Raw genomic sequence first — 26,171 nt, forward strand, 5'->3', positions numbered from 1 at the left:
GCTTCCGAAGACACAGTCACGGAACATAGAATTAATGATGTAATCACGCTTCAAACAGAAGATAATCTTCTTTCTGCCGAAGAAGCAATTCAAACCTCTAACAATACAAATAATATTAAAGGAACAAACATTATGACCAAATCAATTACCAATTCAAAAGAATCAATTAATTACACAGGAGTAAAGATGAAACAATCATTTCAATCAATCGTCCCTGAAATTCAGGGGTCCCAATGTTACACAGCTTCCGAAGACACAGTCACGGAACATAGAATTAATGATGTAGCCACGCTTCAAACAGAAGATAATCTTCTTTCTACCGAAGAAGCAATTCAAACCTCTAACAATACAAATAATATTAAAGGAAATAATATCATGACAAACACAACTAACAAATCTCTTCCTGTTAATCAGGAACCCCAGCTTTCTCTTAGTGATGAAAGCATTGCTAACACTCAGGATAATAATTATCCTGAAATTTCTTTAAACCCTCTTTTCGCCGAGGATACTATGATGTCCTTAGAGAAGGCTGTAGAACTTAACAATAATATTATGGAGTTAAAAATGACTAAATTAAAAGACCATGTGAGAAACTCATCTGTTTCTCATAGAAAAAACATAACCCAGGTTACTATGGGTAAGGATGTTAAAAACCCAGAGTTATTAGAATATAGAACTCTGGATGAAATAATTAATGTCATTAAAAGTGATCAGTATAAAGCTAAGATTGAAACTATCAGAAATACTGCCAATGTAGAGGAGCGTAAAGCTCTCAAGACAAAACTACCCTATTTCATCTATGGTATAATCCAAGACCGTAGATCTGATGGTAATGTCCGTCAGATGAACGGTCTGATTATAGATATTGATGATGTTGCGGATATTGAGGAGGGTAAGAAAGAGCTTGAGGCTCTTCCGTGTGCTCGTTATATCTTTCGTTCTCCTTATAATGGGATAAAGGTTATTATTCCTTTTAACCGTCCTGTTACTGACAAAGATACTTATATGACATTATGGAAATATTGTGCATTAAATATTCGTGATCTAATCGGAACAGAGCCAGATGACCCTTCGGGGTGGTCTCAAGCCTGTTTCATTAGTTATGATCCAGATATAGGGGATTTAGGAGAAGAACATTTTCTCAATGTAGAAGATACTATCTTAATTATGCTGCAAACGGAAGAGAAGAGCGAATCTTCTCATGAGCAAAAATGCAATCAGTATTCTCAAGAGGAGACCATCAATAATTCTATTTCTGCAGTAGAACATTTATCACAGAGGAAAATTAAATATAGGGACTGGCTTCGTTGCGGTATTGCTATCTATAACTATTATAAAGACATAGGAAAGCTGGATGAGGGTAAAACCCTCTGGCTTTCCTTTGCCGATAATCCCAATTATCAGGATACAGATAGGGAATTAGAAAAAATCTGGGAAAAGATAGCCAAAAATACTTATAGCCAAATCCATATAGGTACTCTCTTCTATATAGCCCAAGAATATGGATGGAAAGTTCCGAAAAGCCAGCAAAATAATATTGTCTTGATGGTACCTCTGGATAAATCTAAGTTACCACCTATGTTTCAGGAATATATTGAGACTGTAAATAAAATTACAAATGCTCCTGATGGGGTTATTCTTACTGCAATGTTACCCTATCTCGCAGTGTCTATTGGTAATCATATGTATATTAAAGCATTCGGAATAAAACACTATTGTAACATTTATGCCATATTAATAGGTCCTTCTTCAAGAACCCATAAAAGCACCTGTATGAACCTGGCTAGATATATACTAAAAGAAGAAAATTATGATTTGATTAGAAACAAATTACCGATCCAGCTTTGCTGAAAGAACTAAAAAACAAACCTAATCTGCTATTAGTATTTTCAGAAATGGGTAGTTTGTTCCAGAACTTCAAACAGGATTATAATAAGCCTATGGTGGACGATATAACCGACCTGTTTAATGGATATTTAATGGTAATAGCACTCTGGATTATAGTGTCTTTATAAAAGATACTGCTCTATCTATTATTGGCGCTATAACCAATGATAGCTTTGATGATGCTTCTAAACATATCATTGATAGAGGTTGCGGTTTCTTCCAGAGATTCATATCATGTTATGTACCAGTTAATTACTATTCTTACAATGATGTCATATATAAGCGTACCCAAGTTTCATTTGATGACATACGTAAGTATAATGATATGACCTCCTTTTTTGTATCTCTACCAGGTTCTTATGAACTGAGGTATAATGCTGAAGCAGAATCATATATCAATGGAGAATATAGCATCAAATATAATCAGCTGCAGCAAAAAGAGGGGAGAGAAGGGGAATTTAATACTCGTCTCTATACTGATTACCTTTATAGATTCTCTATTATGATTTACGCCGTGAAAAGGTGGGAAGATATGAGAGAGGCTAAAGACCTGGAAGAGTGGTTTGAAGAAAATCCTATTGATAAAGAGACTGTTCTTCAAGCTGAATATATGTGCGATTATTATCGTAAAAATAGTATATTAATTATATCGTCCTGGGATGATAATATATACTCTTTATAATATGCAAAAATTAATCAAATGCCTTGACTCTTCTCCAGAACATAGACTCAATAAAACCAATATCTCTAAGGCATTTAATAATCACCTATCTAAAGAAAAAATGGAAAAGTATATCCATTACTTACTGGAGTTAGACCTTATAGAACAAGAAGAAGAAATAGTTAGAAATTCAAATAACCCCCCCACCTACTTTAAGTTAAAGTGATAGATAAACATAAGGGGGGAGTCTTCGGACTCCCCCTTTTTCATTCCTTAATATTTTCTTCCAGTTTAGATAAGATTTAAGGTTTTGTTAATTTTAGTCTTAGGACTTCCTTATTTCCTTGCTTAATAAATTCCCACTTTACCGAAGTGGTATGCCTACAATAATCACTTATAATTCTCCTGCTTCTTTAATAAATTCGCATAAAATTTAATAAATTCTCAGTCTGTTTTGGACACATATTGTACTTATCTACTTCAATCATATAAAGTTATAACATTTATGCCTCACCCTTATACCCCCCTTATCTATCACTTATCATTTTAACTAAGAAAGAGCTAAGGGAGAGCTAAGATAGACTCACTAATTACTTATATTTTAGTTAGTTAAACCTAAAGGTAGTAGTATATATACACACTTTGGGTTAAATATAACAAAACTAAATGTTTTAGTTCATTATAATATACCTAAAGCTTTAGGTTATATATAACAATCATATTCTTAAAGTTTTAAGTATATATATTATACCTAAAGGTTTAGGTTAGAGAGAATACCTAAAGTTTGGGGTATATATTATATCTAATAATTAGATTATATTATTATACTAAAAGGTTTAGGTTATATTTGATATCTAAAGTTGTAGTTTATATTTAAGAAAGTTGTAGTTTATATCTAAGTAGTAGTAGATAATAAAGATAATATACCTAAATTAGTATAACAACTTTTAGTTATGATAACATCCCAAATACTATAAGATAGCTGGGGGGTATAAGGGTATAGCATAATTTCTCTAACTACTTATATAATAAGCTTATAACTATATATTATGTCCAAAACAGACTGCGAATTTATTATTTTTTTTACGAATTTATTATAGTGGAAGGAAAATGGTGGAAGGAGGTCCTTTTCATAAAAGATGGTGGAAGGAGGTCCTCCTCATAAAAGATGGTGGAAGGAGGTCCCCCTCCTTTCAAGCTCCGAAGGAGCTTTCTTTTTGGGAGTCATAACCATCCTCTTACAAGGGGTCATAAACGTCCTCGTTTATGAAGCTCCGAAGGAGCTTGCTATTAATAATGTATTAAAAAGCTAAGATTTATATTCTTTGTCTGTATAACCACTAAAGAAGAAAAAGCCTTACGGCTTTGTGAGATGAGGACATCTCACACCCCATATCGAGGTCATAAACGTCCTCTTACACGGGGTCATAAACGTCCTATTACAAGGGGTCATAAACGTCCTCGTTTATGAAGCTTCGCAGAAGCTTTCTTAAAAAAATATAAATAAAAGCCTATCGGCTTGGCGAGATGAGGACATCTCACCACCATTTAACGAGACGGGGACGTCTCACCACCATTACGAGATGAGGACATCTCACCACCATACTCACCACCTCTACAGTTTCTCTTATACATCAGTTTTCCACATACATTTAAATCCAATCTTGAGGTGTTTCTTAAGATATGCAGAAAGTATAGGGTCGTTCTTCTTTATCTTAGCTAGTAGACGATTAATCATTTGAATGAGACGCTGGTACTCTCTTTTAGTGTAATTCATAAAATAGCGAGGCTTACCATTGAGGGTTACTTCAGTATAGAACTTACGGATAAAGTCGTATTCTTCTTGGAGCTTATTCGCTTTCTCTTCTTCTCCACTTTGTCTTAGCAGTTTTACTTTTTCCCTTAGTCTCCTTTGTTCCCTTTTAAGTTCTCTAATATATTCATAATCAACCATTTCTACCCAACCACCTACACCCTGATAAGTGGAATATTTTTGCTCCTTAGAGTCATCTTGAGTGGAGGTATACGAATCCTTTTGACTGTGATTATGAGGAATTAACATACCCAATTCTTCTATGCTTATTTCATGGTCTGGGTTGTCCCAAAGATAAATAATGATTTTATACCCACGAGAACGAGAATAGGGTCTTAGTCTTTCTCTTATTTCTTTGAAAAAAGCTTCCTGAGCATCTAAGAAGTCTTCAATATTTTCATATTCAGGAGAGATTTTTCTGTGAGAGACAGATGAGTTACATTGTGGATGAACCATAGTTCACCTCCCATAAATATTTGTGTTTCTGAGGGTTAAATGATTTAAATGTCCTCCTCTTCTTAAATAGATAGAAGGGACGGTGAATACCTATTTGTAGAGTTAGGTTTAACATATTTTCTCCTATATTCTTTTCGCCTTAACGGCATTATCTGAAGACTTTCCTTTCAGATGGTTAATTTTAATAGATTTGTTCATATATACCCTAATAAAATAGAAGATAAATTTTTTCCCCCTATATAATATATACTCTCCACAGGGTCAAAACCCTGCACTTTTTTTATCATTATCCATATAAATTTCAATGCCTTATAATCCAACTACCGAATTAGTCAAGATTTAAGTCTTTAGATTTAATATATTGTAAAAAAAGTCGTTAAGAATTTAAAGAAAATAGAAAAATGTCATCCCTATATATATGGAGGGACGAAAAAAAATAAACAGGTCCTTCTAATATATATTTTGTCAGGGAGGGCAAAATGAAAGTAAAATTCAAATACGGAATCCGCACCTACAGCGGGAAACTGGATGAACTGGTCTTCAGCAGTTACAAGAAAGGTAAACTATGCATAGCCAGGCAATTTGTTTATCCTCGTATAACTGCTCATAATAATGAGATAGGTTCTGTAGGCAAGAACTTAGCGGAACTCTGGGCTAGTGGTTCCAGTGCATTCAAGGAACAGCTGGCAATGTATGCTAAGTTGAATGAAACGGAAAATGTTCCCGCTAATCAATGGGCTCCTAATGCTTATGCATTATGGATACAAGTGATGTATCAATGGGCAGCTGAACATACTGATATAGACCTCAAGAGCTTAACTTCTGAGGACTTTGCGGTCACTGGAATAGCTGTGAGTACTGTCAAGAATTGTGTGCAGAATGGGTATTTGAAACCAGTAACTGGTTATAATACTATGACTGCCGCATTCTAAATCGGAGGGCAAATAGGGGACAGGGAAACTTGTCCCCTTCAATCTTAAGAAATCGGAGGGTAAGATGAATGAAAATATGCTCCACAACATAGCAGAAGAACTGGCAAAAAAGGTAAATAAAGCTCTGAATCTCCCCATTCTCAATGAACAACAGGAACAGGCCTTCTTTGAGATGGTGATACTGCTTCTACTGGAATTGCTGATTAATAAGCTCGGCTTAAATCTTGATGTGAATAACTAAAGCAGATAAAGCCAGATTTGTTTACCTGCCACCCTAAACTAATCAATCAAAGGTTGTGCCATTCTAATACTTCCAGGATGGCACAACTATTTTCTTTAATAATAATACGACGCTATTATTGAATGTTAAAATCAATCTTCTTCCCCTGTTATCTATATAAGAGGCTTAAAGTTTCAGACCATATAAGAGCGTAAGGCTTCCTCTAAATGAGTGTTATAGCCTTATCTAAAAGACTTAAATCCTTAGCATTATGTAAGTAGGAATATATTCCTGATTGGTAATTTGCTTTGCTGGAACAGGGAAGAAATGCGAAAAAGCAGGAAAAAATATTGACAGATTCAGTGATGGAAGCGCAGAAGATAAGAATGTTTTATTCTTGATAAGCAGGATAAATAACAGAGGCTCTTTGTCTTATTCTGTGTTGATAAAGAGCTTAAGCACAAATTTACTTTTATGGTAGATGATAATGAAGTTAAGAAAATATGATGTATGCGTTTGTTTGATGTTCTTACTTATGATGATATTGGTTTCTTGTAACAAACAAGAGCAAGTGCGCAATGGGCAAAAAATTGTAGTGTTATCACCAGAAGTGGCAGAAATCATAGCATCTTTAGGAGCTACAGACCTGTTAGTAGGTAGAACTCTGGAATGCGATTATCCTGAGGAGCTATTAAGGGTGCCGGTTGTAGGTAATTTTGGAGCAATTAATAAAGAGAAAGTTATAGCTCTAAAACCAGACCTGGTATTTACTTCCGCTTTGGAGCAGGATGCTATTGCCCAGGAATTGCAAAAAATAGGGATAAAAGTTCATCAGATTTATCCTAAAAAATTAGATGATTTACCGGTTATTATCAAACAAATAGGTGATTTAATAGGTAAAGAAAAAGAAGCTCAGAGTTTAGCAGATAGTGTAGCTACAGCTATTGAAGAAGTAAGAAGTAGAGCAGCAAATATTCACCATCCGAGAGTTTATGTGGAAATCTATCGCAATCCTTTAATGAGTGTTTCGGATGAATCTTTTGTGGGTGATGTTATAGAATCTGCAGGTGGTGATAATATATTTCCCCGATTAGAACGGGATTATGCTCGTGTAGATCCAGAAGATGTGATATTAGCCAAGCCAGAAATTATTATTTGCTATTCTCAGGATACGCTGGAGGGTATATGTTCACGCAAGGGATGGAGTAATATTCCTGCAGTAAAGAACCAAAGGATTTATTTTGAAAAAGATATAGACCCTGATTTAATTCAGCAAGCTACACCAAGGACAGTTCAGGGTTTATGGCTTTTGTATGAGATATTTTCTGAGCAGACTATAAAATGAAAAAGGAACACTGGTTAATAATCTCACTCATTCTTATATTTATAGCGATAGCCGCACTCTATCTTTTTATAGGTAATGTTAGTAAAGAGATAGTGATACAAGTAAGACTTCCTCGTATGATTCTAACGATATTCACAGGAATGACTCTTGCCGGTATAGGTTCTGTCTATCAATTAATGCTGGTTAATCCATTAGCGGAACCTTATATATTAGGAATATCATCGGGTTCAGCTTTTGGAGCGATATTATTCGGAGTGCTTGGTCTGACACTATTAATGCCTGTAGGGGGATTTATAGGTGCAGCTTTAACTTTAATAATTGTTTGGCGTCTGGCACAGAAAAAAGGGAGTTTTGACCGTAGTCGTCTACTTATTGCAGGAGTGATTGTAGGGATGTTTTTTTCTGCTGGTATATCTTTAATTATGTATCTCTTTCAGAAAGATACAATGATTATTCTGGGGACATTAATGGGAAATTTGGGGCATATATTTACCCAGAGTGAATGGCATTTCTTTCTCTTTTTACTCGTGATATCAATGGTTATTTTAGGTAGACTTTATTTTCGTTCTACGGCACTGGATATTATGAGTGGAGGAGATATCTATGCTGGAAGTGTAGGAATTGATGTGCAGAAAGTGCGTAAAGAACTCTTTTTACTAACTTCTGTATTAGTAGGTATCACCGTTTCTTACGCTGGTATAATAGGTTTTGTAGGATTAATCATTCCCCATATAGTGAGGTTTTTTATTCCTTCAGGACAGAGGAAGATATTCCTTTATTCCTTGATAACGGGAGGAATATTTTTATTGTGCTGCGACCTTATAGCTAAGAATATAACAGTTATTGAATTGCCTGTAGGAGTTATCACTTCTGCCCTGGGATGTCCTTTTTTTATCTGGCTGTTATTGAAAAAGTAGAATCTATCTTCTCTTTTTCTTCAATACTTTGATAATCTAATTAACTCTTATAGATAACTTTTTCTTAGAGAATAGAGCAACCATATCTATTTATAATTATAGCCATCCCATCCTTTTAAGCTTTAATTTAAACGAGGAGGCATATAGCTTTGGTTAGTTTTAGCCTTTTCTCAATAAGGAATGTTATTTAAGCTTTTTTTTGATTGAACTACTCTTGTTAGAAAGTCAGTCATAGTATAGAGCAAAGATAATAAAAAATCCGGGTGAAACAAAACACCCGGATTAGTTATAATACTTTATGTATGTTGATAATGGATTATTTCATCAGCATCATTTTCTTTGTTTCAGTTACACCATTAGTGGTCAAGCGATAGAGATATAATCCACTGGTAACAGGCTTGCCATTGTTGTCAGTTCCATTCCAGACGACGCTATGTCTTCCAAAATCAAGATTATCATTCACCAGATTTTTAACCAGCTGACCCTTCACATTATAAATGGAGAGATTAGCAAATCCAGCTTTGGGCATATCAAAACTGATAGTGGTTTGTGGATTGAAGGGGTTAGGATAATTCTGGTGCAACATATAAGTCACATTTGGAACAGTAAGGTCATCATTAGCAACAGGTGCAGTGATGAGCAATTCCATAAACATAACCTGTCCGCCATCAGGATTTTGGTGATAGGGAGGATCAATAACATTAGCACCCCAGGTGTAGTCATTATAGAACATAATTCCCAGTTTGCCAATTTTGTGACCGTCAACAGTACCTACATATTGAATTTGGTCGGCAGGATAAACCCACATAGGTTTAATTCCAGCAAATTCGGGAGTATCAACATTGTTAATAATGATAGGATCGCTCCAGGAGTTTCCATTATCAGGGGAAATGGAAATCCAGATTTCGGGAGTATTAGCATAGGCAGCCATTGAGGTGTCGCCAATATAATTATAATCACGAGCACGTCTGCTATCCTGCCAAACTGCAGCCATCATACCTTGCTCATTGGCGCTGGTGATTTTGCAATTATTATAATGGAATTCCATAGCATCACTATGAGCGGAATCATCCCAGTGAGGGAAAGGCCAACCAGTTGCGACGGAAATAGCATAACCTGAGGAAGTTAGAACATACTCATCTACTTCTCCAAAAGGTGGCTGGTAATCCCAGGGACAAAAACCAGTATTAAAATTATCCTCAGGGTCTTTTTGAGGATATACTTCTCTTATTGAGAATTCTTCAGTAGCTGGATCGAAGATAAATTCCTTAACAAATTCCATTTCGGGATAATAATATCCATCAATATTTTGTAAGGACCAGACACCAAATACATGGATTCTTCCCAAATTATCCATAGTAGCATTTATATGCCCTGAATTACCAGAAGCGATTCCAAAATACAGTTCACCATTATCACCAAAAGGAAGACCGCTATCGGGTGACTCAAAATAACCGGTTGTGTCAGTAGGAGAAGAGTTGGGATTCCACATATCCAAATGGCTATAAGAACTGACTCTTCTCCAGGTTCCTTCACCATAATTTGGGCAGATAAAGACATCCAAATCCGGTTCATCTATATTTGTTGTTGCATCAGATTCGGTTGCAAAATGATAACCCGCATAATAAAGATTTCCTGCATTATCAGCTGTAATTGCATGGAAAGGACGACGCCACTCAACATCCACATTCCATTGATTCATTTCAGGAATACTGGTATAGTGCCAAACCAAAGGAATAGCATTTACAATGTCATCTGGTTCAAAATCCGCATAAGCAATATAAGGATTTTCTGAAGGGGCATTAGCAGTATTATGAGTGACCGAATTTCTTGCTACTACATAAATTCTTTGTTTTCCTGCGATAGGAGAAGGTCCGATTTGAGCATTGGGCCAGATGAATTCATTATCTGTAGTGGTTGTGCCATTAGGAGCAGTGATAGTAATGGGGTTATTAATAATAATATCATAATTAAAAAGGCCAGTAATACCATCCAGGAATGCATCAGAAGCGAATTCTACCTCTAATTCAGAATCTGAATCTTTGTTAGCATGCCAGGCATACATAGGCTTTCCTTGAAGTTTATCAACTTCAATTGTTGGATATCCTTCATTATTTTGTAAGTTAGTGATTTCGTTGTTAGTCTGAATGTTCCCTTGGGCATCAATATAAGTGTAAAAAGCCCGACGAGTACCTCCGGCTTGACGACGTCCATGATAGGTCATAAAATAGCCACCGCCAGCTGATTGAGGGATTACTTTTAGGGGTAATCCATTGTAACTTCCAATCATATAATCATAGTAATTGGTGATTATAGGAGTTGGTAATTTAGAAAAAGTATAGGAAGGAGCATCCCGGTGCTGGGGAGCTGTCTTAGCAACATATTGGAAGTTAGTTATTGGTTTCATAATAGTTGGAATTTCCATGTCATCAGCAAAAGCCAAGGACATTAGCAAGCAAAGTGTGAATATAATCACTACTGTCTTTTTCATTTTTTCCTCCATATTTTATTAGGTTTAATTAGAATTTAAATTTAATAGAAAGTCTATGAGCACTTTTCAGGAAACTTTCTGCTAAATCGCCCATATCAGTATAGGCATAATCCACATTAATTATAGCGAAATTGGTTGGTATTTGATAACCGACCCCGGCAGAGAAGCCATTTGCATCATAATTAATTTGATAACCGGCACGCAAAAATAGGTTACCGTATTTATATTCAGTGCCGATATTCCATGTCTCCATACGGTCAATAACATTGTCTAATTGAATAGAAACAATCCAATGATTTAAGGAATTATAAATAGTTCTTTCATCGGTGGGGATTTTTTCATTCCAGGTGCGCATAATATCACCGCTAACACCCAAAGAGAAGCACATAGGTATCTTAGAATCCAGTTCGGGACCATCTTCATCAATAGCCCCATCGCCATCATTATCAAAGAGATCAAAAGGGTCCTCATCAGTGGCACCATCTTCATCATCATCAACATAATAATGGATATCCGGTCCGAAATTACGCAGAGCCATACCTATTTTAATATTTCTCCATCCTGTGTTATACATAGAGCCAACATCAACCGAGAAGCTATTGACGGAGAACTCATACAGGTTTTCCCGTAAGTATTTAACTCCTACTCCAGCAGAGAACTTATTAGTAAACTGTTGAGCATAATCTACCCCGAAAGCCATACTACTATTGGTAAATTTTTCACCAGTGGGACCGAATGTTTCTTCATCGGTGATATCCATATCATCCATATGCAAGACAGATCCATAAGCAGCGACAGTGGAAACGCCATTGGTAAATGAGCAAGCGGCAAATTCATGCATAATATCAGCGACCCAATTGGTATGAGAGACGAAAGCTTGATTTTGATAAGCAGGAGCTAATCCAGCTGGATTCCAATAGACGGAAGAAATATCGTCTGTTACAGCAGTATAAGCTTCACCCATACCAATCGCACGTGCGTCAACACCCAATTTGAGGAATTGTAAGGCTACTGTTCCTACTTTTCCGAATGGTTTAGCAGAAATCAGGGTAGGAATTAAGATAAGACTCAATGCAATCAGGAATATTAAATTCTTTTTCACCATTCCTCCTTATTTGATTATCACGAATTTGCCGACTTTTATCTTATTGTCAGCTTTATTTTCTACGGAATAGAGATAAACCCCAGGTGCAATAATCTGGTTATGTTTGGAGAGTAAGTCCCAATCATGCATACCGCTGGCAGTTAGACCGTGAGTTGTAGCTTTAGATACAGTAAGAATATCTGCTTGATAAGAACCATCATGGTCTATTTCATCAACTAAGTCTCCCGCAAGGGTATATATTTTTATTTTGCATCTTTCCGGAAGATTGACGAACCAGATACGGCGACTTTTATCACCTTTTTCATCCTTTTCTCTTCTTCCGTCAAATTTACTCTTTCCAATGTAGGGATTTGGAACAACATAGATGTTATTCATATCAGATTTTGCTACGGTGCCAGGGAAAAACACTTTCATATTGGCATCTTTATCACGTCCAGATTCAAGAGAACTAATGTGATTGAGAGGAATACCACGGTCAAAAGTGGTAACTGCTATATAATATTCAATTCCTTTGGGTGGATATAAAATAGCGGAATGATAGTATCTACGGGCAAGACGTTGCTTTTTTAATTCGGTCAATTTCTCCCACTGGCTTTGATCATTAGGATTAGTAGGTATATAAACTTGACCGCCAAAACCAGGTAAGGGAATCATTTTAGGGTCATAAATAGCATCAAAGATATCATCCCGAATTTCGGGGTGCTTAAATAATCTTGCCTTAAGATTTTTAACTATTGAAGGAGGTAGATCTGCATAATCCACTTCAATTTGTGCAGCCTGTTGTTGTAATTCAAGACTCCATTCTACATCAGGGTTATAAATAGGCCAGCCATAAAAATCATCACCATTTTCATAGGGTACGAATTGATAGGTCTCATCATATCTGTAGAATTTGGTAATATCACCAGTCCATTGGTTCTTATTGGGAAGACCTTTATCAATGCCCAGATATCCACCATAATTAATATAATATTCAGTACCAATATTCACATTATAATCCAGCAGGTCTTGTGGGGTATCAATTTTATCCCAGCGTTCTTGCATTACCCAATCTTCTTGAGAACCACTACCGCTTCGTCCCCAGGTAGTATAACCTTGAAAATCGTGCCTTAGCCTGTAACCAGTGAAAGGATTCACTCGTGCATTCATATTATAATTATTTGGGTTAGGTTTGAATTCATCAGGGAAATTAGACCAATCAACAGAATTGGGGTCACTATCAATTCCAGGAATTAAAAATGGGCTATTGGGATCTTGCCAACCGATTACTGAACTACTTACAGTCATAACATCATAAGAAAACTCACTTCTGTTATCCCAATAAAGTTCAATACGACTCCCATCGTTAGTCATTTCGGCAAATAGTTTTGGAATATCTGGAGGTTCTGGAGGAGAATAATGTGGGAAAGTATCGGGTAATACGACAGTATTTAAAGTTTGAGCTTGTCCATAGATCATTTTTGCGAAGGTTGCAGTGCTCTTTAAATCTTCCAAGTTATCACCAGGGAAAACCGCTACAACAATTTTCATAGTTCTTCCAGGAGCAAGATTCCAGGAATTCTCTGTTGGAGCAGTAACACCATTCTGATCACCATAGAAGGCAAATAGAAAACGTGTATCTTTAGGAACTGTTTCTTCAAACTCCATCTGGTCTATTTGTTCAGGGCGCAGAGGGTCAAATTTCGTTTCATCAGGGTTTCTACCCGTCAGTAACCAGTATTTTTCATTAGCTGTTTTTTTAGGTGCATAATTTAAATTAAGAGGATCAGTATCTTTTGGACCATTTCCCACTTTCCAATACCAGCAATGGAATTGAAGTTGTTCTGGGTCTGGAGTGCAGACTCGTGCACCAACATATCCAGTGGTTAGACCACCATCTCCATCAGCATCACGAGTGTAAGCAAATTCATAACCAGAACCTTTAACATAACCTGAAACATCATCTTCAGCCTTTTCACGACCCCAGACCTGAGGACCGCAATCACAATCCATATAAATTCCCATTGCACAATCAAAAAGAGTATCCATATAAACAGTATTCATATTGGTTATGTCAAATTCCACATACACCAGGTTTTTGATGTATTCATAACTCCATTGGTAGGACATCTGTCTTACCCGCACATTAAGTGGAAAATGCTTACTTGAACCACGTGAACCTCCATAATCACGGTCACCTGGGGTTCCAAAGGGGCAATAATCATAGTAATATCCTATAAAATCTTGTTCTGAGACAGGAGCACCATCTTCATCAATTTGTCCGTCATTATCATCATCATAGGGCATAGAGAAACAATAACTTCTAAATGATGTATCGGAAAGGTCCATAAAACCTAAAGGGAACCAAATCTCCATATTATTGCCAGTATTGATTATATTATAATTATTAGTGTCTGCTATAAACTGACCACCAAAGGGTTGGAATTGAATTGGTAACTCATCTGCTCTTCGCAAAGGGAAAGTATAACCAACAAAATCCTCATCTATACATCCATCACCATCATCATCTACTCCTCTTTTTTGGGTGCGAGTACTTGAGGTAATCATACGATCTAATCCGTTGTATATACCAAACATAGCTGTGACTTCCGGATTAGTGTTTGCAGAAACCAAAGGATTATAAGCAGGTAAGAACTCATATATGTCCCAATCACCATCAAAACCAACAGAAACCAGGGTGTCCATTACAGGTTTCATCCAGGGTTGCCAATCAGGAGATCCATAAGGAACAGTCTGAGAGCTATCGGCGCTTGGATTGAGAGCACGCCAGTAAAGTTTTCTACCAGCACTATCTCTTCGGTATTTTTTTGCACCGAACCAAAGAGCGCCCTGATAAAGATAATCTATTCCTTGACCTCCAGGGTATTCCAGAGAAGGATATTGCGGGACAGCATCATCACCGGAACCAAAGAAGCCATAGTTACTTACTCTCAACCACATATTACCGACATTATGATAGTGATCTATGTCAAGTTTCTTAGCTCCAGAAGGTTTGTCTACCATTGCTGCTTGAGCAATTCCAATGAATAATAAGGCAAGCAGCAAACAAAAGATAAATTTATTAAACTTCATTTTTTAAGCTCCTATGTGGATTAATTCAATTTGAATTCAATTGGGACTATAACGGTCGTATCTACAGGATTTCCGCTACTTTTTCCCGGTTGAAAACGGACTTTACGAACAGCTTCTATAGCGGCTTCATCTAAACCTCCAGGACCGGGTTGAACGGAACGGACAACTCTAATGTTTCCCACAGTTCCATCTTTATAAACATCAACTTCAAGAATAACAGTACCCTGAATTCCCGCTCTTCTTGCAAATTCAGGATAAACCGGTCTTATACTTCCTATAGGGACAGGAGGATCATCCCAGGGGACAAAATCAAAGGGTCGCTCTTCACCTGATTGTTGAATTGTGGAACTGGTGGTGCTCTGTAGATTTCCAAACTGTTGCAAAGCTAAGGCTCTCTTTTCAGCTAATTCAGGTGTATCTTCTGTGGCAAGTTCTTCACTGATAACGGGGATATCAATATCAATTTCTGTTTCGGTTTGAGTTTCTTCTTTTTGTCTGGTGTCAGGTGGTGCTTCAGCGATTTCTACTTGTGAAATGATTTCTTTTTTGGTTTGAGTCTCAGTTTTTGGGGCAACGAGATAAATCAATAGCATAATCGCTATAGCTAAGGCAACAGCTTTGCTGAATTGAGCATCGCAGTAGTCTTTCCAATCGAAAATTTTATTGTTTTCCATAATTCCCCCTTCCTATAACTTCCTTTGGACTTCAAATACCACATTACGGGTATCTGCGTCTTGAAGGCGAATCATAACATCACGGATAGATTGATAACGACAGTCTTTATCAGCTCGGAAACAGACCTGAAGGGTGGGAATCTCACGTGCTTTTGTTCGCATAGTCTCAACTATAGATTCATCTTCAACTGAATAAGGGAAGTCATCAATAAGAATTTGTCCCTTGAGGGTAATATAGATGGTAGCAGTTTCATTTCGGGCTATGCGTTCTATGTTTTCAGTAGCGAAGGGTAATCTTTCACGGGGAACCCAAAAAACGCGTTCCTGGACAAAAACAGTAGAAACCATAAAGAAGAGTAGGAGCAAGAAAGATATATCACCCGTAGAAGTTGTTGGGATAGATGCAGTAGGTCTTTTTGTCTTTTGTATTTTAGCCATAATATACTCCTATAATTGGGTGGAAATTGAAATCATTGCCCTATCTCTAAAGCTAACGAGATGGTCTACCACTCTAACCATATCGCTATATTTGGCTTCGCTATCTGTTTTTACCAGAAAGAGCATCTTTGTTTTTCTCACTTCGGGGTCACTACTTTGCTGATTAAGTCTTTCTCGCATCTCAATCTTACTTTGAATCAAGTTAACCAACTCCTCATCAGTGAAAACTCTGGGCTCTTCATTATTAACTTTTATTCTTCCATCAGGTAGAATTTCCAATCTGGTCATTTCTGCTTCAGTAAGTTTTATCTCAGTGGTTCTAACTTGTTCTTCCGGGACAGCTTTATTTAGTTGGACCTTAACGCCTTCTTTAACATCAAATTTGGTGGTGGACATAAAGAAGACTATAAGTAGGAAAGAAATGTCTCCCGTTGATGTCGTAGGAATACTGGCGCGTGGTCTTATCTTCCGAGTTACGTTCATTGTAACCTCGATTTAGGCTTCAATTAGGGCTTCTGTAACCTTTTCTGAAGCTCTTTGCATATCTACCACAATACCATCCACCATAGTGGTGAATATATTATATAATAGCTGCACAGGAATAGCAGAAATTAAACCCCACTTTGTGGTAATCAAAGCTACTTTAATACCATCTGCAACAATAGTAGCATCTACTGCTCTGGCTTTAGATATAGCGTCAAAAGCAATAATCATACCATCAACTGTTCCCAAGAATCCTAACATAGGACAGATTGCAATTGTAGAAGTCATTTCCACAAATCCCTTTTCCAGATAAGACATTTCAATCATAGCGGCATTTTCCATATTTTTTTCTACAGCTTCAATACCTTGTTCGGCTTTTTCTAAACCGGCAAAAACAACCGCTGCAACTGGTCCACGAGTCTTTTTTGCAGTTTCAATTGCTTCCTTGATTTTCTTTTCTTTAATTAGAGGGACAATTTGATTTAAGAAATCATTCAGATTGATTTTAGCATACATCAAAGAGATAAATTTCCAGATAGAATAGGCAATTCCATAAATAAATACGGCAAGAATGGGCCACATAGCCCAACCACCATTCAAGAATTCCTGCACTAAAGCACGTCCAAACAGAAATTCAGCTACCGATCTTAGACCGGATGACTTTTGAACCGCCTCAGTTTCAGTTGGAGATGTCTGTTCTGTGGTTGTCGTTGTAGTAACGGCTGTATCTGGAGCTGTAGCAGTCGCATTATCTTGGGCATAGGCTAAAGAAATGAGTAAGACACTCATTAGAAGCAGAAGTGGTAGTATTTTTGATATTCTGTTTCTCATTTTATTATATTTCCTCCATGGATATTACTAAAAGTTGAATGAGATACCAAGTGTTACACCTCGGAAATCATTAACAAATCCGGGGTTGCGTGTATATAAATCATGAACGAATTTAACTTCTGGATAGACATAACCAGTATTGCTATCTGCCAGGTCTGCTCCATCATCATACCATAAACCAGTTTTGGGATAGACAGTAAGCACATTTTTGGTTTTGAGAAGATTTTCCACATCTAAAAAGACCCTAATATTCATCTTATTAGAAAGCATAAATCCTTTTGTCAATCTCATATTCAGCTGATGAGTGGGGTCTTTGCGAGCGCTATTCGTATCCAGCAGCTTATCACCTATTAATGATTGAGGTGTGTAAGGTGCACCAGAGGCAAACGTCCAATTAAAATTGGCGGTGAAATCGTCTAAAGGTAAAATATAATTAGTGAAGGGAATAAAGAATTCTTCTCCCCGACCAATTCTAAAGGTAAAATTGATGCCAATATTATGGCGTATATCCCAATCCAGAGGGAATTCTCTAAGATTAGTGGCTTCATCTTGGATTACGGTGGTAGAATTATTACCCTGTGCCCAGGCTAAAGAATAGGCGATAGACCAGTTAGTAAAGTTAGACATAAGTTTTTCCAGCTGTATGTCAATACCCCGAGCAGAGCCATAGTCCTCAGATATATATTTATACCAATAAACTTGAGGTTCATTAGGGTCATATTCCTTAATAGTGCTAACATAATTATATATATTCTTATAATAGGCAGTCATATCAACCACATAATCATCAGAAAGCTGGTGGGATAAACCTACTTCATAGGTAACAGTAATCTGGGGTTCCAATTTAGTGTTACCAACGGTTATTATCTGGTCAGAAATATAGGCATCAGATGGAGTTTTAGAAGTAAATATATATTGCATCTGGGGAAGCTGATTCTGATAATTGTATGCAAAACGCATCACATCTCTATCAGTTATAGGATGAGAGACACCTAATCTGGGAGATACCATAACTTGTAATCTTTCATCGGGATCAAATTCAACCGTACGATAAGAACCATCATCCTGCAAGACTTTGTATTTAGAACCTAAATACCAGAGGTCAAAACGCAGACCAGCATTAACAATCATTCCTTCCCATTCCATTTTATCCTGGATATAATAAGCTGCTTGCCAGGGGAAAGCTTGATAACCATCTCTTTTACCAGAAGCTTCACGAGCTGCTTTATAATAATCATTAGGGTTATAGATAGGAATTAAAACATTATCTTCAGACACATATATGGCATACAATTCTGGTACAATCCCATAATAAGTGGTATCACCAGGAGCGTCCGAAGGGGGAGTCCATTGAAGATTTGCCATATCATAAACCCGTTTTAGACTGGCTTGATAACGATCTTGATAGATATTAAGAAAGTTCTGTAACTGGTTCTTTTTAATATTATGTTTTATTAATTCCAATCCTGTTTTAGCCAAATGAGTTTCATTTAATTGCCACTCAAAATCAGCTCTACCACTGAGAATAGTTGTGACATCATCCACAAAATATTGATAGATAGTTCCTGGTGGTAAAAAGCCTGGAATAGAGCGTGGATCTTCTAAACCTGCTATACGATAAGCCCAGAAGGCAGCAGGAAGGTAATCGGCATCACTGATTCCATCGCCATTATAATCTGGGCTATAAACACCATCATTATCATGGTCAACAGTATCCCATCCTTCAATACCCATCAATACATTATCCACATAGTCCGGTCCTGGATTATTGGGATCTAAATTATTATACATATAAATGTAATTATTGCGCTGAATTCCACGAGGGCCCGAATTACTATCTTTTTGATAATAACTGGCTTTAACGGACAGATTCATTGCCGAATTGAAGACATGGTCATATGTTGCAATATACTGTCTCTGAATAGTTTCGTCATACGCAAAGTGGTCTAAAGCATAACGCCAAGCGTAAGAAAAAGGATAGTTCAAAGAACGATCACCACGAACGGCAAAGGTAACTTTTTGTGCAGGATTAAACACATATTTAGATTTCAAATTTATATTATATGAATTATAATTTCTATTTCCCAGATCTATACCTAAGAAATCTTTTCGGTCAGCATAAGGGTTAGAAGGTGGATACTCATATTCCAGGATGGGGATTCCATTAAAGGTAAAATCTTTCATAGGATCAGCAATATAATAATCTTTCAATCTCCCATCTAACCATTCTCCTCCTCCATTCAAATAAAAGGTGAATCTTTCTCTTAAATCCTGTCCACCAAGAGGCCAAACTGGACCTCCGAGAGCAAACTTTGTTACATCGGAGTTTCTTCCTTCACCAATGAGATGGTCAGTATTATATTCAACTTTTCCTGAATAGAATGGGTCTCCGTCTTTGGTAACTATATTTATAACTCCGGATTGAGCATTTCCATATTCAGCAGGGAATCCTCCTGTCATCACCTTCATATCGGCAATAGCATCTGTATCAACCTGTAAAGCACTTCCTCCATCAACTGGATCGGATACAGACATACCGTCCACGGTGAAATTTATTTCATTGGATCTTCCACCACGAATATGTAATTCACCACCGATATTGGAGACTCCAGCCTGAAGTGAGACTATATCAGTAAGATCAGCTGCTGCAACTTCACTCATTCTTTCCATTTCTATTTTTCGGACCGAACCTATCTGACTTTTACCAACTACATCAGGGTTTGCAGTTACAACTACTGGTGCTAATTTAACCCCTGATTTTTTCATAATAGCATTGATATTAGTGGTCTCATCAACTTCAATTCGTACATCGGTATAAGTGATGGGGTCATAACCAATCAGGGAAAGTTTAACCGTATATACACCAGGGGGAATATTAATAATTATTGCCACACCCTTAGAATCGGTCTGTCCTCCTGTTATACGTTGATTGCCTCGCATAACAACGATATTAACAAATTCTAAAGGTTTATTATTATTGTCACGAACTCGGACTGCTAAACGTCCAGTCGTGGCTGCATTTAATAAACTTATACAGCCAATCAGTAAAATCAGCAGGATCAATGCAGGTTTTCGCATCGATGAACCTCCCTTTTTATAAACCATTATTGTCTATGTAAAAAACGCAACTTCATTTTTATATTTGAAGTGTAAATATCTATTTTGGTTATAAGCTAAAATCGTCAAGAATTTTTTCAATGTTCATAACCTCATTTACTAAATTCTATAATAACTAAAGCTATATTCAATGCATTATTTTCTTTATTTATCATACATTAAAAACATAGTAATTTTTATTTATAACTGACTATTACTTTTTCTTTCTTATCTGCACTTTCATCTATATAGCCTAAAACTTTGGAAGCAGTAGCAGTTATAAATTCATCACTGTATTTATCTTCTACCACTGCTATCATACCAATTCCCAGATTAAAAGTTTCCAGCATATCTTCCCAACTAAGATTTCCAGAGTCTTGCAGCCAGTGAAACAAAGGAGGCATATTCTTGCTTTCATAGTTTAGATAAGCAGTCAATCCATCAGGAATAATTCTTTTTAGATTACCAGGGATGCCACCACCAGTAATATGAGCAAGACCATGAAGATAAGGTATAGATAAGAAAGGACGAAGTAGGGGAAGATAACTTTTATGTATGTAAAGTAAGGCTTCTTCCACGGTAGAATTGAGCTCAGGGATATAACTATCAATATTAAGTCTTAACTTTTCAAAGATTATTTTTCGCACCAGGGAATAGCCATTGGTGTGTAATCCTGAGCTTGGTATACCAATTATCAAATCATTTTTTTGAATATTTCTGGGGAGCAAACGAGGACGGTCAACCACTCCTACAATAGTGCCCACTAAGTCAAAATCTTCTTCCTGATAGAATCCTGGCATTTCTGCCATTTCTCCTCCAATCAGAGCACAGCCATTTTCTTTACAAGCTTTAACCATTCCAGAGATAATAATGCGCACTTTATCAGGATTCATTTTCCCTAAGCCGATATAATCAAGAAAGAATAGAGGTTCCGCTCCCTGAACAAGAATATCATTAACACAATGATTTACTAAATCTTGTCCAACTGTATCCCATTTTTGTGCCTCTATAGCAATACGTATTTTGGTTCCTACACCATCAGTGCTGGAAACGAGTATTGGTTCAGTATAAGAAGAACTATCAAATCTATATAATCCCCCAAAGCTACCTAATTCGCTTAATACATTAGGATTATAGGTGCCCTTAACCATTTCGCGGATTGCCTCTACTGCTTTTTCTCCTGCTTTGATATCAACTCCAGAACTACGATAATCAAGTTTATTTTTATTCATAATATCTTAAGTCCAACTTTCCAGTTGATCAACCATCTTTTGTAAATCGGAAAAATCCTGATGAATCAAGCCACGCACACCAAAATCAGAGACGCATTTAGCTGCCAGCACTGTTCCATAGCGAATAGCGGAATGGATGGTATTTTTATCCAACGAGCTTTGAGAAGCCAGATAACTCATAAAAGCTCCAGCAAAGCTATCTCCTGCTCCTGTTGGATCAAAAATCTCTTCCAGTGGATAAGCAGGTGAAAAGAAAAGGTCATCAGGCAAAATTGCCACACTACCATATTCACCTCTTTTTACCACTACCACTTGAACTTTAGATTTCAGTATCATTCGGGCAGCTTTAAAGATATTATCAATACCGGTGTATTGCCTAATTTCATCTTCGTTGATGAAAAGGATATCTACTTTATGGATAACCTTCGTAAGCTCTTCTGGACAAAGGTTAATCCAGTAATTCATTGTATCACAAGCGACCCAACGGTAACTTTTCATTTGTTTTAGAACTTTCCCTTGCAATTCTGGATGTATATTAGCTAAAAGAAGGCTATTACATTTTCTATAGGAATCGGGAAGTGAAGGAGAGAAATCGGCAAAAACATTTAATTCGGTTTTCAAAGTCTCAGCTTGATTCCAGTTGTTATAAACTCCTTTCCAGCGGAAAGTTTTGCCCATTTTAGTTTCTAACCCTTCAAGATTAATATTATGTTCTTTCAGCAAACGAATTGCTTCTTCGGGAAAATCTTCTCCCACTACTCCAACTACATAAGCTGGACCAAAATAGGAAGCAGCAAGAGAGGCATATATTGCTGAACCTCCGAGGGAATTTTCTATTTTTCCCTTAGGCGTCTCTATGCTATCTAAAGCAATGGAACCGACTACAACCAGACTCATTTTGATGGGTGGGGCAGAGGATTAATTCCAGAATTGAGGGTATCGGATTCTATAAATTCTGCAGCAGGTTGTTCAGTAACTTTGCTTATCTTATTCAAACGGTCTATGGCTATCAAAATTACCACCAGAAGAACTACCATAATGATTAAGCGTTTCCAATCATAATTCTTCTTACGAGGAGTACGCCAATCAAAATGAGGTTTTTCTTCATTTTTTAACATCGTTGTTCCTTTATTAAGGTATTAAGGTTTCAATTCTTCCAGAAAAGCTCCAAATCTTTTCACTCCCTTTTCCAAATTTTCCATACTATTCGCATAAGAAAAACGCACATTGGTGTCAAGTCCAAAAGATGTTCCAGATACCAGAGCTACATAATGCTTTTCCAACAGGATTTCACAAAATTGGTCGCAATCATTTATATACTGTTTATTATGTTCAAGATACCATCCAATATTAGGCATTATATAAAAAGCACCTTGAGGCTTGAAACAATTAATATGCGGTAATTTATTGAGTTCAGTAAAGAGAAAATTACGTCTCTTTTCAAATTCCTTGCGCATATTTTCTATGGAATCATCTTCTTCGGTCAAAGCTACCACGCAGGCTTTTTGTGTAATTGAATTGACACAAGAAGTGGCATGTTCCTGAACTCTTCCTGCAGCTGCAATTATATTAGAAGGACCAGCGGCATAACCTAAGCGCCAACCAGTCATAGCATAGGCTTTGGAAACTCCATTGATTACTATTGTCTGTTCTTGCATTTCTGGACTGATAGAGGCTATAGATATATGTTCAGTGTCATCGTAAACTAATCGTTCATAGATTTCATCTGAAATGACCAGAATCTTATATTTCAGACAAATTTCAGCTATTTCTTCTAATTCTTTTTTAGTATAGACAGCACCGGTTGGATTATTGGGGCTATTTAGTAAAAGAACTTTAGAGCAGGGATGAGTCTTTATTGCTTCTTCCAATGCCAGAGCAGTAAGTTTATAATTATTTTCCTCAGAAGTAGGAATGATTACGGGTTCGGCATTTGCCAGTATTGCTTGATAAGGATAACTAACCCAGTAGGGAGCAGGCATTAAGACCTGGTCCTGAACATCGCATACAGCAATCAAGACATTCAGAATAGCAGCTTTAGCTCCTGGAGAAACCAGAATCTGTTTGGGCTCATATTTAAGATGATTATCCCGCAAAAGCTTATTACAAATAGCACGGCGTAATTCTGGAATTCCAGCATTGGCAGTATAGCGGGTAAAATTGGCTTCAATAGCATCAATAGCCGCTCTTTTGATATATTCCGGAGTATTAAAATCCGGTTCTCCCACTCCAAAATTAACCACATCAATTCCTTGAGCAATCATTTCATTGGCTTTATTAGAAATAGTTAGTGTAGGTGAAGGCTGTACCAATTTTAAGCGGTTGGAAATCTTGATGGACATTTTATTTACCTCTATATTTATTTATTAAAAAATCTCTTAGATACTTTCCAGATAAGTTTATCTTAATTCTCATTTTTATTTGTTTCTACCACCAGACGAGATATATCAGCAATACGGAGAAATTCATTCTTTATCTCTTTTAATAAGGCATAACGGTTAGCTCTAAGTTCTGGTGCATCGCAATTGACTAACACGGCATCAAAGAAATTATCAATGAAGACTCCATAGTCTATAAGTAATCGGATAGCACCTTTATAATCTGATTCTCTTAAGCAAAGGTCAATTTTATCACGCAGTTTTAGCAATTCGGAATATAGAATCTTTTCTTCTTCCTGTTGAAAGAGGTCTTCTTTTAAAGGCACAAATTCTTTTTCTCCATTAATGATATTAGAGACACGTTTAAATCCAATAACCAATCGGATAAAATCTTCTTCAGCACGATATGCTTGCAGAGCTTTAGCACGCTGTATTAAATCGGGAATATCGTTCAGAGCCAGATGTTCTAAGCTATCTATTACATCATAATCCAGTTTTAATTGTTTTAATAGCCATTCCACTCTTTGATGGAAGAAATCTTGCACATCTTGCTCAGCAGTGGCAGTGAGCTGAGTATAGTTTTTTAATAATTCTAAGGTATAATGGATTAAGCTAAAAAGATTGAAATGCCATTCACGGTCTGCTATAATCTGGACCACTCCATTGGCAGCTCTTCTGATTGCAAAAGGGTCAGCAGAACCTGTTGGTATCAAGCCTATTCCAATTATTCCACAAACACTATCCATTTTATCTGCTACTGCTACTATTGCCCCAGAAAGGGTTTGAGGCAGAGAATCATTTGGACCTCGTGGCATATAGTGTTCATAAATTCCTTCAGCAACTTCATAAGGTTCACCCCCAGCTAAAGCATATTGTTTTCCGATATAACCTTGAAGTTTTGTGAATTCTTTTTCTCCAAGCATATTAGTTACCAGGTCAGCCTTACAAAGCAAAGCTGTACGAAGAGCAAGCTCTTTTTGTTGCGTGTCAAGATGTAAAAGAAGACAGATATATTCAGTTATTTTCTCTATTCTTTGAGTCTTATCTGCCATTGTTCCCAGACGGGATTGGAATATCACTTCTTTTAATTGAGGAACAAAAGCTTCCAGAGGTTGTTTAGTATCTTCCTGAAAATACCAGAGTGCATCAGCCAATCTTGCATCCACCACCTTTTCATTTCCCTTACGAATAACCTCGGAGAAATCTGGATTGCCATTGGAGATAAAGATAAATTTATTGCTTAGTTTTCCATCTTTAGTCTGAACCGAAAAGCATTTCTGATTTTGACTGATAGTGGAGGTAATAATTTTATCCGGCAGAAATAGGTACTTTTCCTGAAAACTTGCCGATACTGCAGTCGGATATTCCACCAGGTCAGTAACAGTTTCAATTAATTGTTTATCAGGAATGATTTGAAGTCCATTTTCCAGAGGGAGACCATCCAATTGTTCAATTATTTTTTCCTTTCTATATGCTCTTTCTGCCAGAACGGCATTTTCTTGCAGGGTTGAAAGATATACTGCAGGAGAATCTATTTTTACAGGTCTATTTAAACCAAGATACCTATTACCAAAGGTGATATTACCACTTATTACTCCAGCAATTTCCAGCGTGATAATTTCTTCATTCCAGAGAATACATAGCCAGCGAAGAGGACGTGCCAGAGCCATTTTGGATTCATTCCAAATCATAGTTTTAGTAAAAGGAAGGTGGGGGATAAGCTCATAAATCCAGTCTTTTAAAATATCAGGAGTAGCCTTTCCCGTTTGAACATAATTCAAAGCGATAAATTCACCTTTATCTGTAGTCTCAATATATAAATCCTCTGCTTTGGAATGGTTTTTCTTGAGAAAGCCGAGAGCGGCAGGGGTCAGATTACCTTTTTCATCAAAGGCAACTCTTTTCGCTGGTCCGATTTTTTTTACCTGAAGGTCTTCCTGTTTCTCTTGAACGGATGAAGCTAAGAGGAAGAAACGACGAGGTGTAGAGCTAACTTTTAAAGCAGAATAACTCAGTGCGGTGCTTTTCATTAGATTGAGGAAAGAATTCTGGATATATTCCACCACAGGTTGTAACTGAGAGGGTGGTATTTCCTCAAATCCAAGTTCCAGAAGGAAGTCAGACATAAGATATGGTATTA

General features: G+C 36.9%; 21 protein-coding genes. 7 read left to right on the forward strand and 14 right to left on the reverse strand.

All coding sequences use genetic code 11. From position 1 onward, the window contains the following. The 3 genes from E0946_RS03400 to E0946_RS03405 form a co-directional block, all read left to right on the forward strand. A partial coding sequence (locus tag E0946_RS03400; RefSeq protein WP_133201068.1) for a BT4734/BF3469 family protein occupies positions 1-1,851 on the forward strand: 1,851 nt, incomplete at its 5' end. Continuing rightward, the gene (locus E0946_RS07325) at positions 1,845-2,015 is read left to right on the forward strand and encodes a hypothetical protein (protein WP_207930819.1); all 171 of its coding nucleotides are present in this window, start codon (positions 1,845-1,847) and stop codon (positions 2,013-2,015) included. The genes E0946_RS03400 and E0946_RS07325, both read left to right, overlap by 7 nt. A 197-nt stretch (positions 2,016-2,212) precedes the next feature. Then, positions 2,213-2,569 (forward strand): hypothetical protein, encoded by a 357-nt coding sequence (locus tag E0946_RS03405; protein WP_133201069.1) that lies wholly within the window; start codon positions 2,213-2,215, stop codon positions 2,567-2,569. Between the two features lie 1,606 nt (positions 2,570-4,175). On the opposite strand, the gene E0946_RS03410 is transcribed toward E0946_RS03405, so the two are convergent. Beyond that, complete coding sequence (locus E0946_RS03410) at positions 4,176-4,817, reverse strand: hypothetical protein (protein ID WP_133201070.1); 642 nt, start codon at positions 4,815-4,817, stop codon at positions 4,176-4,178. A 479-nt stretch (positions 4,818-5,296) separates the two neighbouring features. Between E0946_RS03410 and E0946_RS03415 the strand changes: the two genes are divergently transcribed. The 4 genes from E0946_RS03415 to E0946_RS03425 all read left to right on the forward strand — a co-directional run bounded on the left by E0946_RS03415 (position 5,297) and on the right by E0946_RS03425 (position 8,231). Further along, positions 5,297-5,749, forward strand: coding sequence for a hypothetical protein (locus E0946_RS03415; RefSeq protein WP_133201071.1), 453 nt, complete (start codon positions 5,297-5,299; stop codon positions 5,747-5,749). Positions 5,750-5,813: 64 nt separating this feature from the next. Continuing rightward, positions 5,814-5,990 (forward strand): hypothetical protein, encoded by a 177-nt coding sequence (locus E0946_RS07225; RefSeq protein ID WP_165942067.1) that lies wholly within the window; start codon positions 5,814-5,816, stop codon positions 5,988-5,990. A 466-nt stretch (positions 5,991-6,456) separates the two neighbouring features. Then, on the forward strand, positions 6,457-7,314 hold the full coding sequence (locus E0946_RS03420; RefSeq protein WP_243713738.1) for an ABC transporter substrate-binding protein: 858 nt from the start codon (positions 6,457-6,459) through the stop codon (positions 7,312-7,314). Beyond that, positions 7,311-8,231 carry a FecCD family ABC transporter permease gene (locus tag E0946_RS03425; protein ID WP_133201072.1) on the forward strand — a complete coding sequence of 307 codons (921 nt, stop codon included), beginning with the start codon at positions 7,311-7,313 and terminating at the stop codon, positions 8,229-8,231. The genes E0946_RS03420 and E0946_RS03425 overlap by 4 nt, the downstream gene beginning before the upstream one ends. Before the next feature lie 316 nt (positions 8,232-8,547). On the opposite strand, the gene E0946_RS03430 is transcribed toward E0946_RS03425, so the two are convergent. The 13 genes from E0946_RS03430 to glyS form a co-directional block, all read right to left on the reverse strand. After that, entirely contained in the window at positions 8,548-10,722 is a 2,175-nt protein-coding gene (locus E0946_RS03430; protein WP_133201073.1) for a T9SS type A sorting domain-containing protein, read from the reverse strand. Between the two features lie 28 nt (positions 10,723-10,750). Further along, positions 10,751-11,824 carry a PorV/PorQ family protein gene (locus E0946_RS03435; protein ID WP_133201118.1) on the reverse strand — a complete coding sequence of 358 codons (1,074 nt, stop codon included), beginning with the start codon at positions 11,822-11,824 and terminating at the stop codon, positions 10,751-10,753. 9 nt (positions 11,825-11,833) lie between these two features. Then, entirely contained in the window at positions 11,834-14,899 is a 3,066-nt protein-coding gene (locus E0946_RS03440) for a hypothetical protein (protein WP_133201074.1), read from the reverse strand. Between the two features lie 20 nt (positions 14,900-14,919). Continuing rightward, a complete protein-coding gene (locus tag E0946_RS03445) occupies positions 14,920-15,573 on the reverse strand; it encodes an energy transducer TonB (RefSeq protein ID WP_133201075.1) in 654 nt (217 codons plus the stop codon). Between the two features lie 12 nt (positions 15,574-15,585). Next, positions 15,586-16,011 carry an ExbD/TolR family protein gene (locus E0946_RS03450; protein ID WP_133201076.1) on the reverse strand — a complete coding sequence of 142 codons (426 nt, stop codon included), beginning with the start codon at positions 16,009-16,011 and terminating at the stop codon, positions 15,586-15,588. A 9-nt stretch (positions 16,012-16,020) separates the two neighbouring features. After that, a complete protein-coding gene (locus tag E0946_RS03455; protein WP_133201077.1) occupies positions 16,021-16,494 on the reverse strand; it encodes an ExbD/TolR family protein in 474 nt (157 codons plus the stop codon). Positions 16,495-16,506: 12 nt separating this feature from the next. Next, positions 16,507-17,325: a MotA/TolQ/ExbB proton channel family protein gene (locus E0946_RS03460; protein WP_243713739.1), complete on the reverse strand. Its 819-nt coding sequence runs from the start codon at positions 17,323-17,325 to the stop codon at positions 16,507-16,509. 27 nt (positions 17,326-17,352) lie between these two features. Beyond that, on the reverse strand, positions 17,353-20,403 hold the full coding sequence (locus E0946_RS03465) for a TonB-dependent receptor (protein WP_133201078.1): 3,051 nt from the start codon (positions 20,401-20,403) through the stop codon (positions 17,353-17,355). A 215-nt stretch (positions 20,404-20,618) separates the two neighbouring features. Continuing rightward, positions 20,619-21,653: a phosphoribosylformylglycinamidine cyclo-ligase gene (purM, locus tag E0946_RS03470; RefSeq protein WP_133201079.1), complete on the reverse strand. Its 1,035-nt coding sequence runs from the start codon at positions 21,651-21,653 to the stop codon at positions 20,619-20,621. 6 nt (positions 21,654-21,659) lie between these two features. Next, positions 21,660-22,550, reverse strand: a complete 891-nt coding sequence (locus E0946_RS03475; protein ID WP_133201080.1) for a PfkB family carbohydrate kinase — start codon at positions 22,548-22,550, stop codon at positions 21,660-21,662. Then, on the reverse strand, positions 22,547-22,771 hold the full coding sequence (locus E0946_RS03480) for a hypothetical protein (RefSeq protein ID WP_133201081.1): 225 nt from the start codon (positions 22,769-22,771) through the stop codon (positions 22,547-22,549). Before E0946_RS03480 ends, E0946_RS03475 begins: the two co-directional genes overlap by 4 nt. Before the next feature lie 21 nt (positions 22,772-22,792). Then, positions 22,793-23,995, reverse strand: coding sequence for a pyridoxal phosphate-dependent aminotransferase (locus tag E0946_RS03485; RefSeq protein WP_133201082.1), 1,203 nt, complete (start codon positions 23,993-23,995; stop codon positions 22,793-22,795). Between the two features lie 62 nt (positions 23,996-24,057). After that, a complete protein-coding gene (gene glyS, locus E0946_RS03490; RefSeq protein WP_133201083.1) occupies positions 24,058-26,157 on the reverse strand; it encodes a glycine--tRNA ligase subunit beta in 2,100 nt (699 codons plus the stop codon). Between the last annotated feature and the right edge of the window lie 14 nt (positions 26,158-26,171).

This window comes from Candidatus Syntrophosphaera thermopropionivorans (assembly GCF_004353895.1).
Classification (GTDB): Bacteria; Cloacimonadota; Cloacimonadia; order Cloacimonadales; family Cloacimonadaceae; genus Syntrophosphaera; species Syntrophosphaera thermopropionivorans.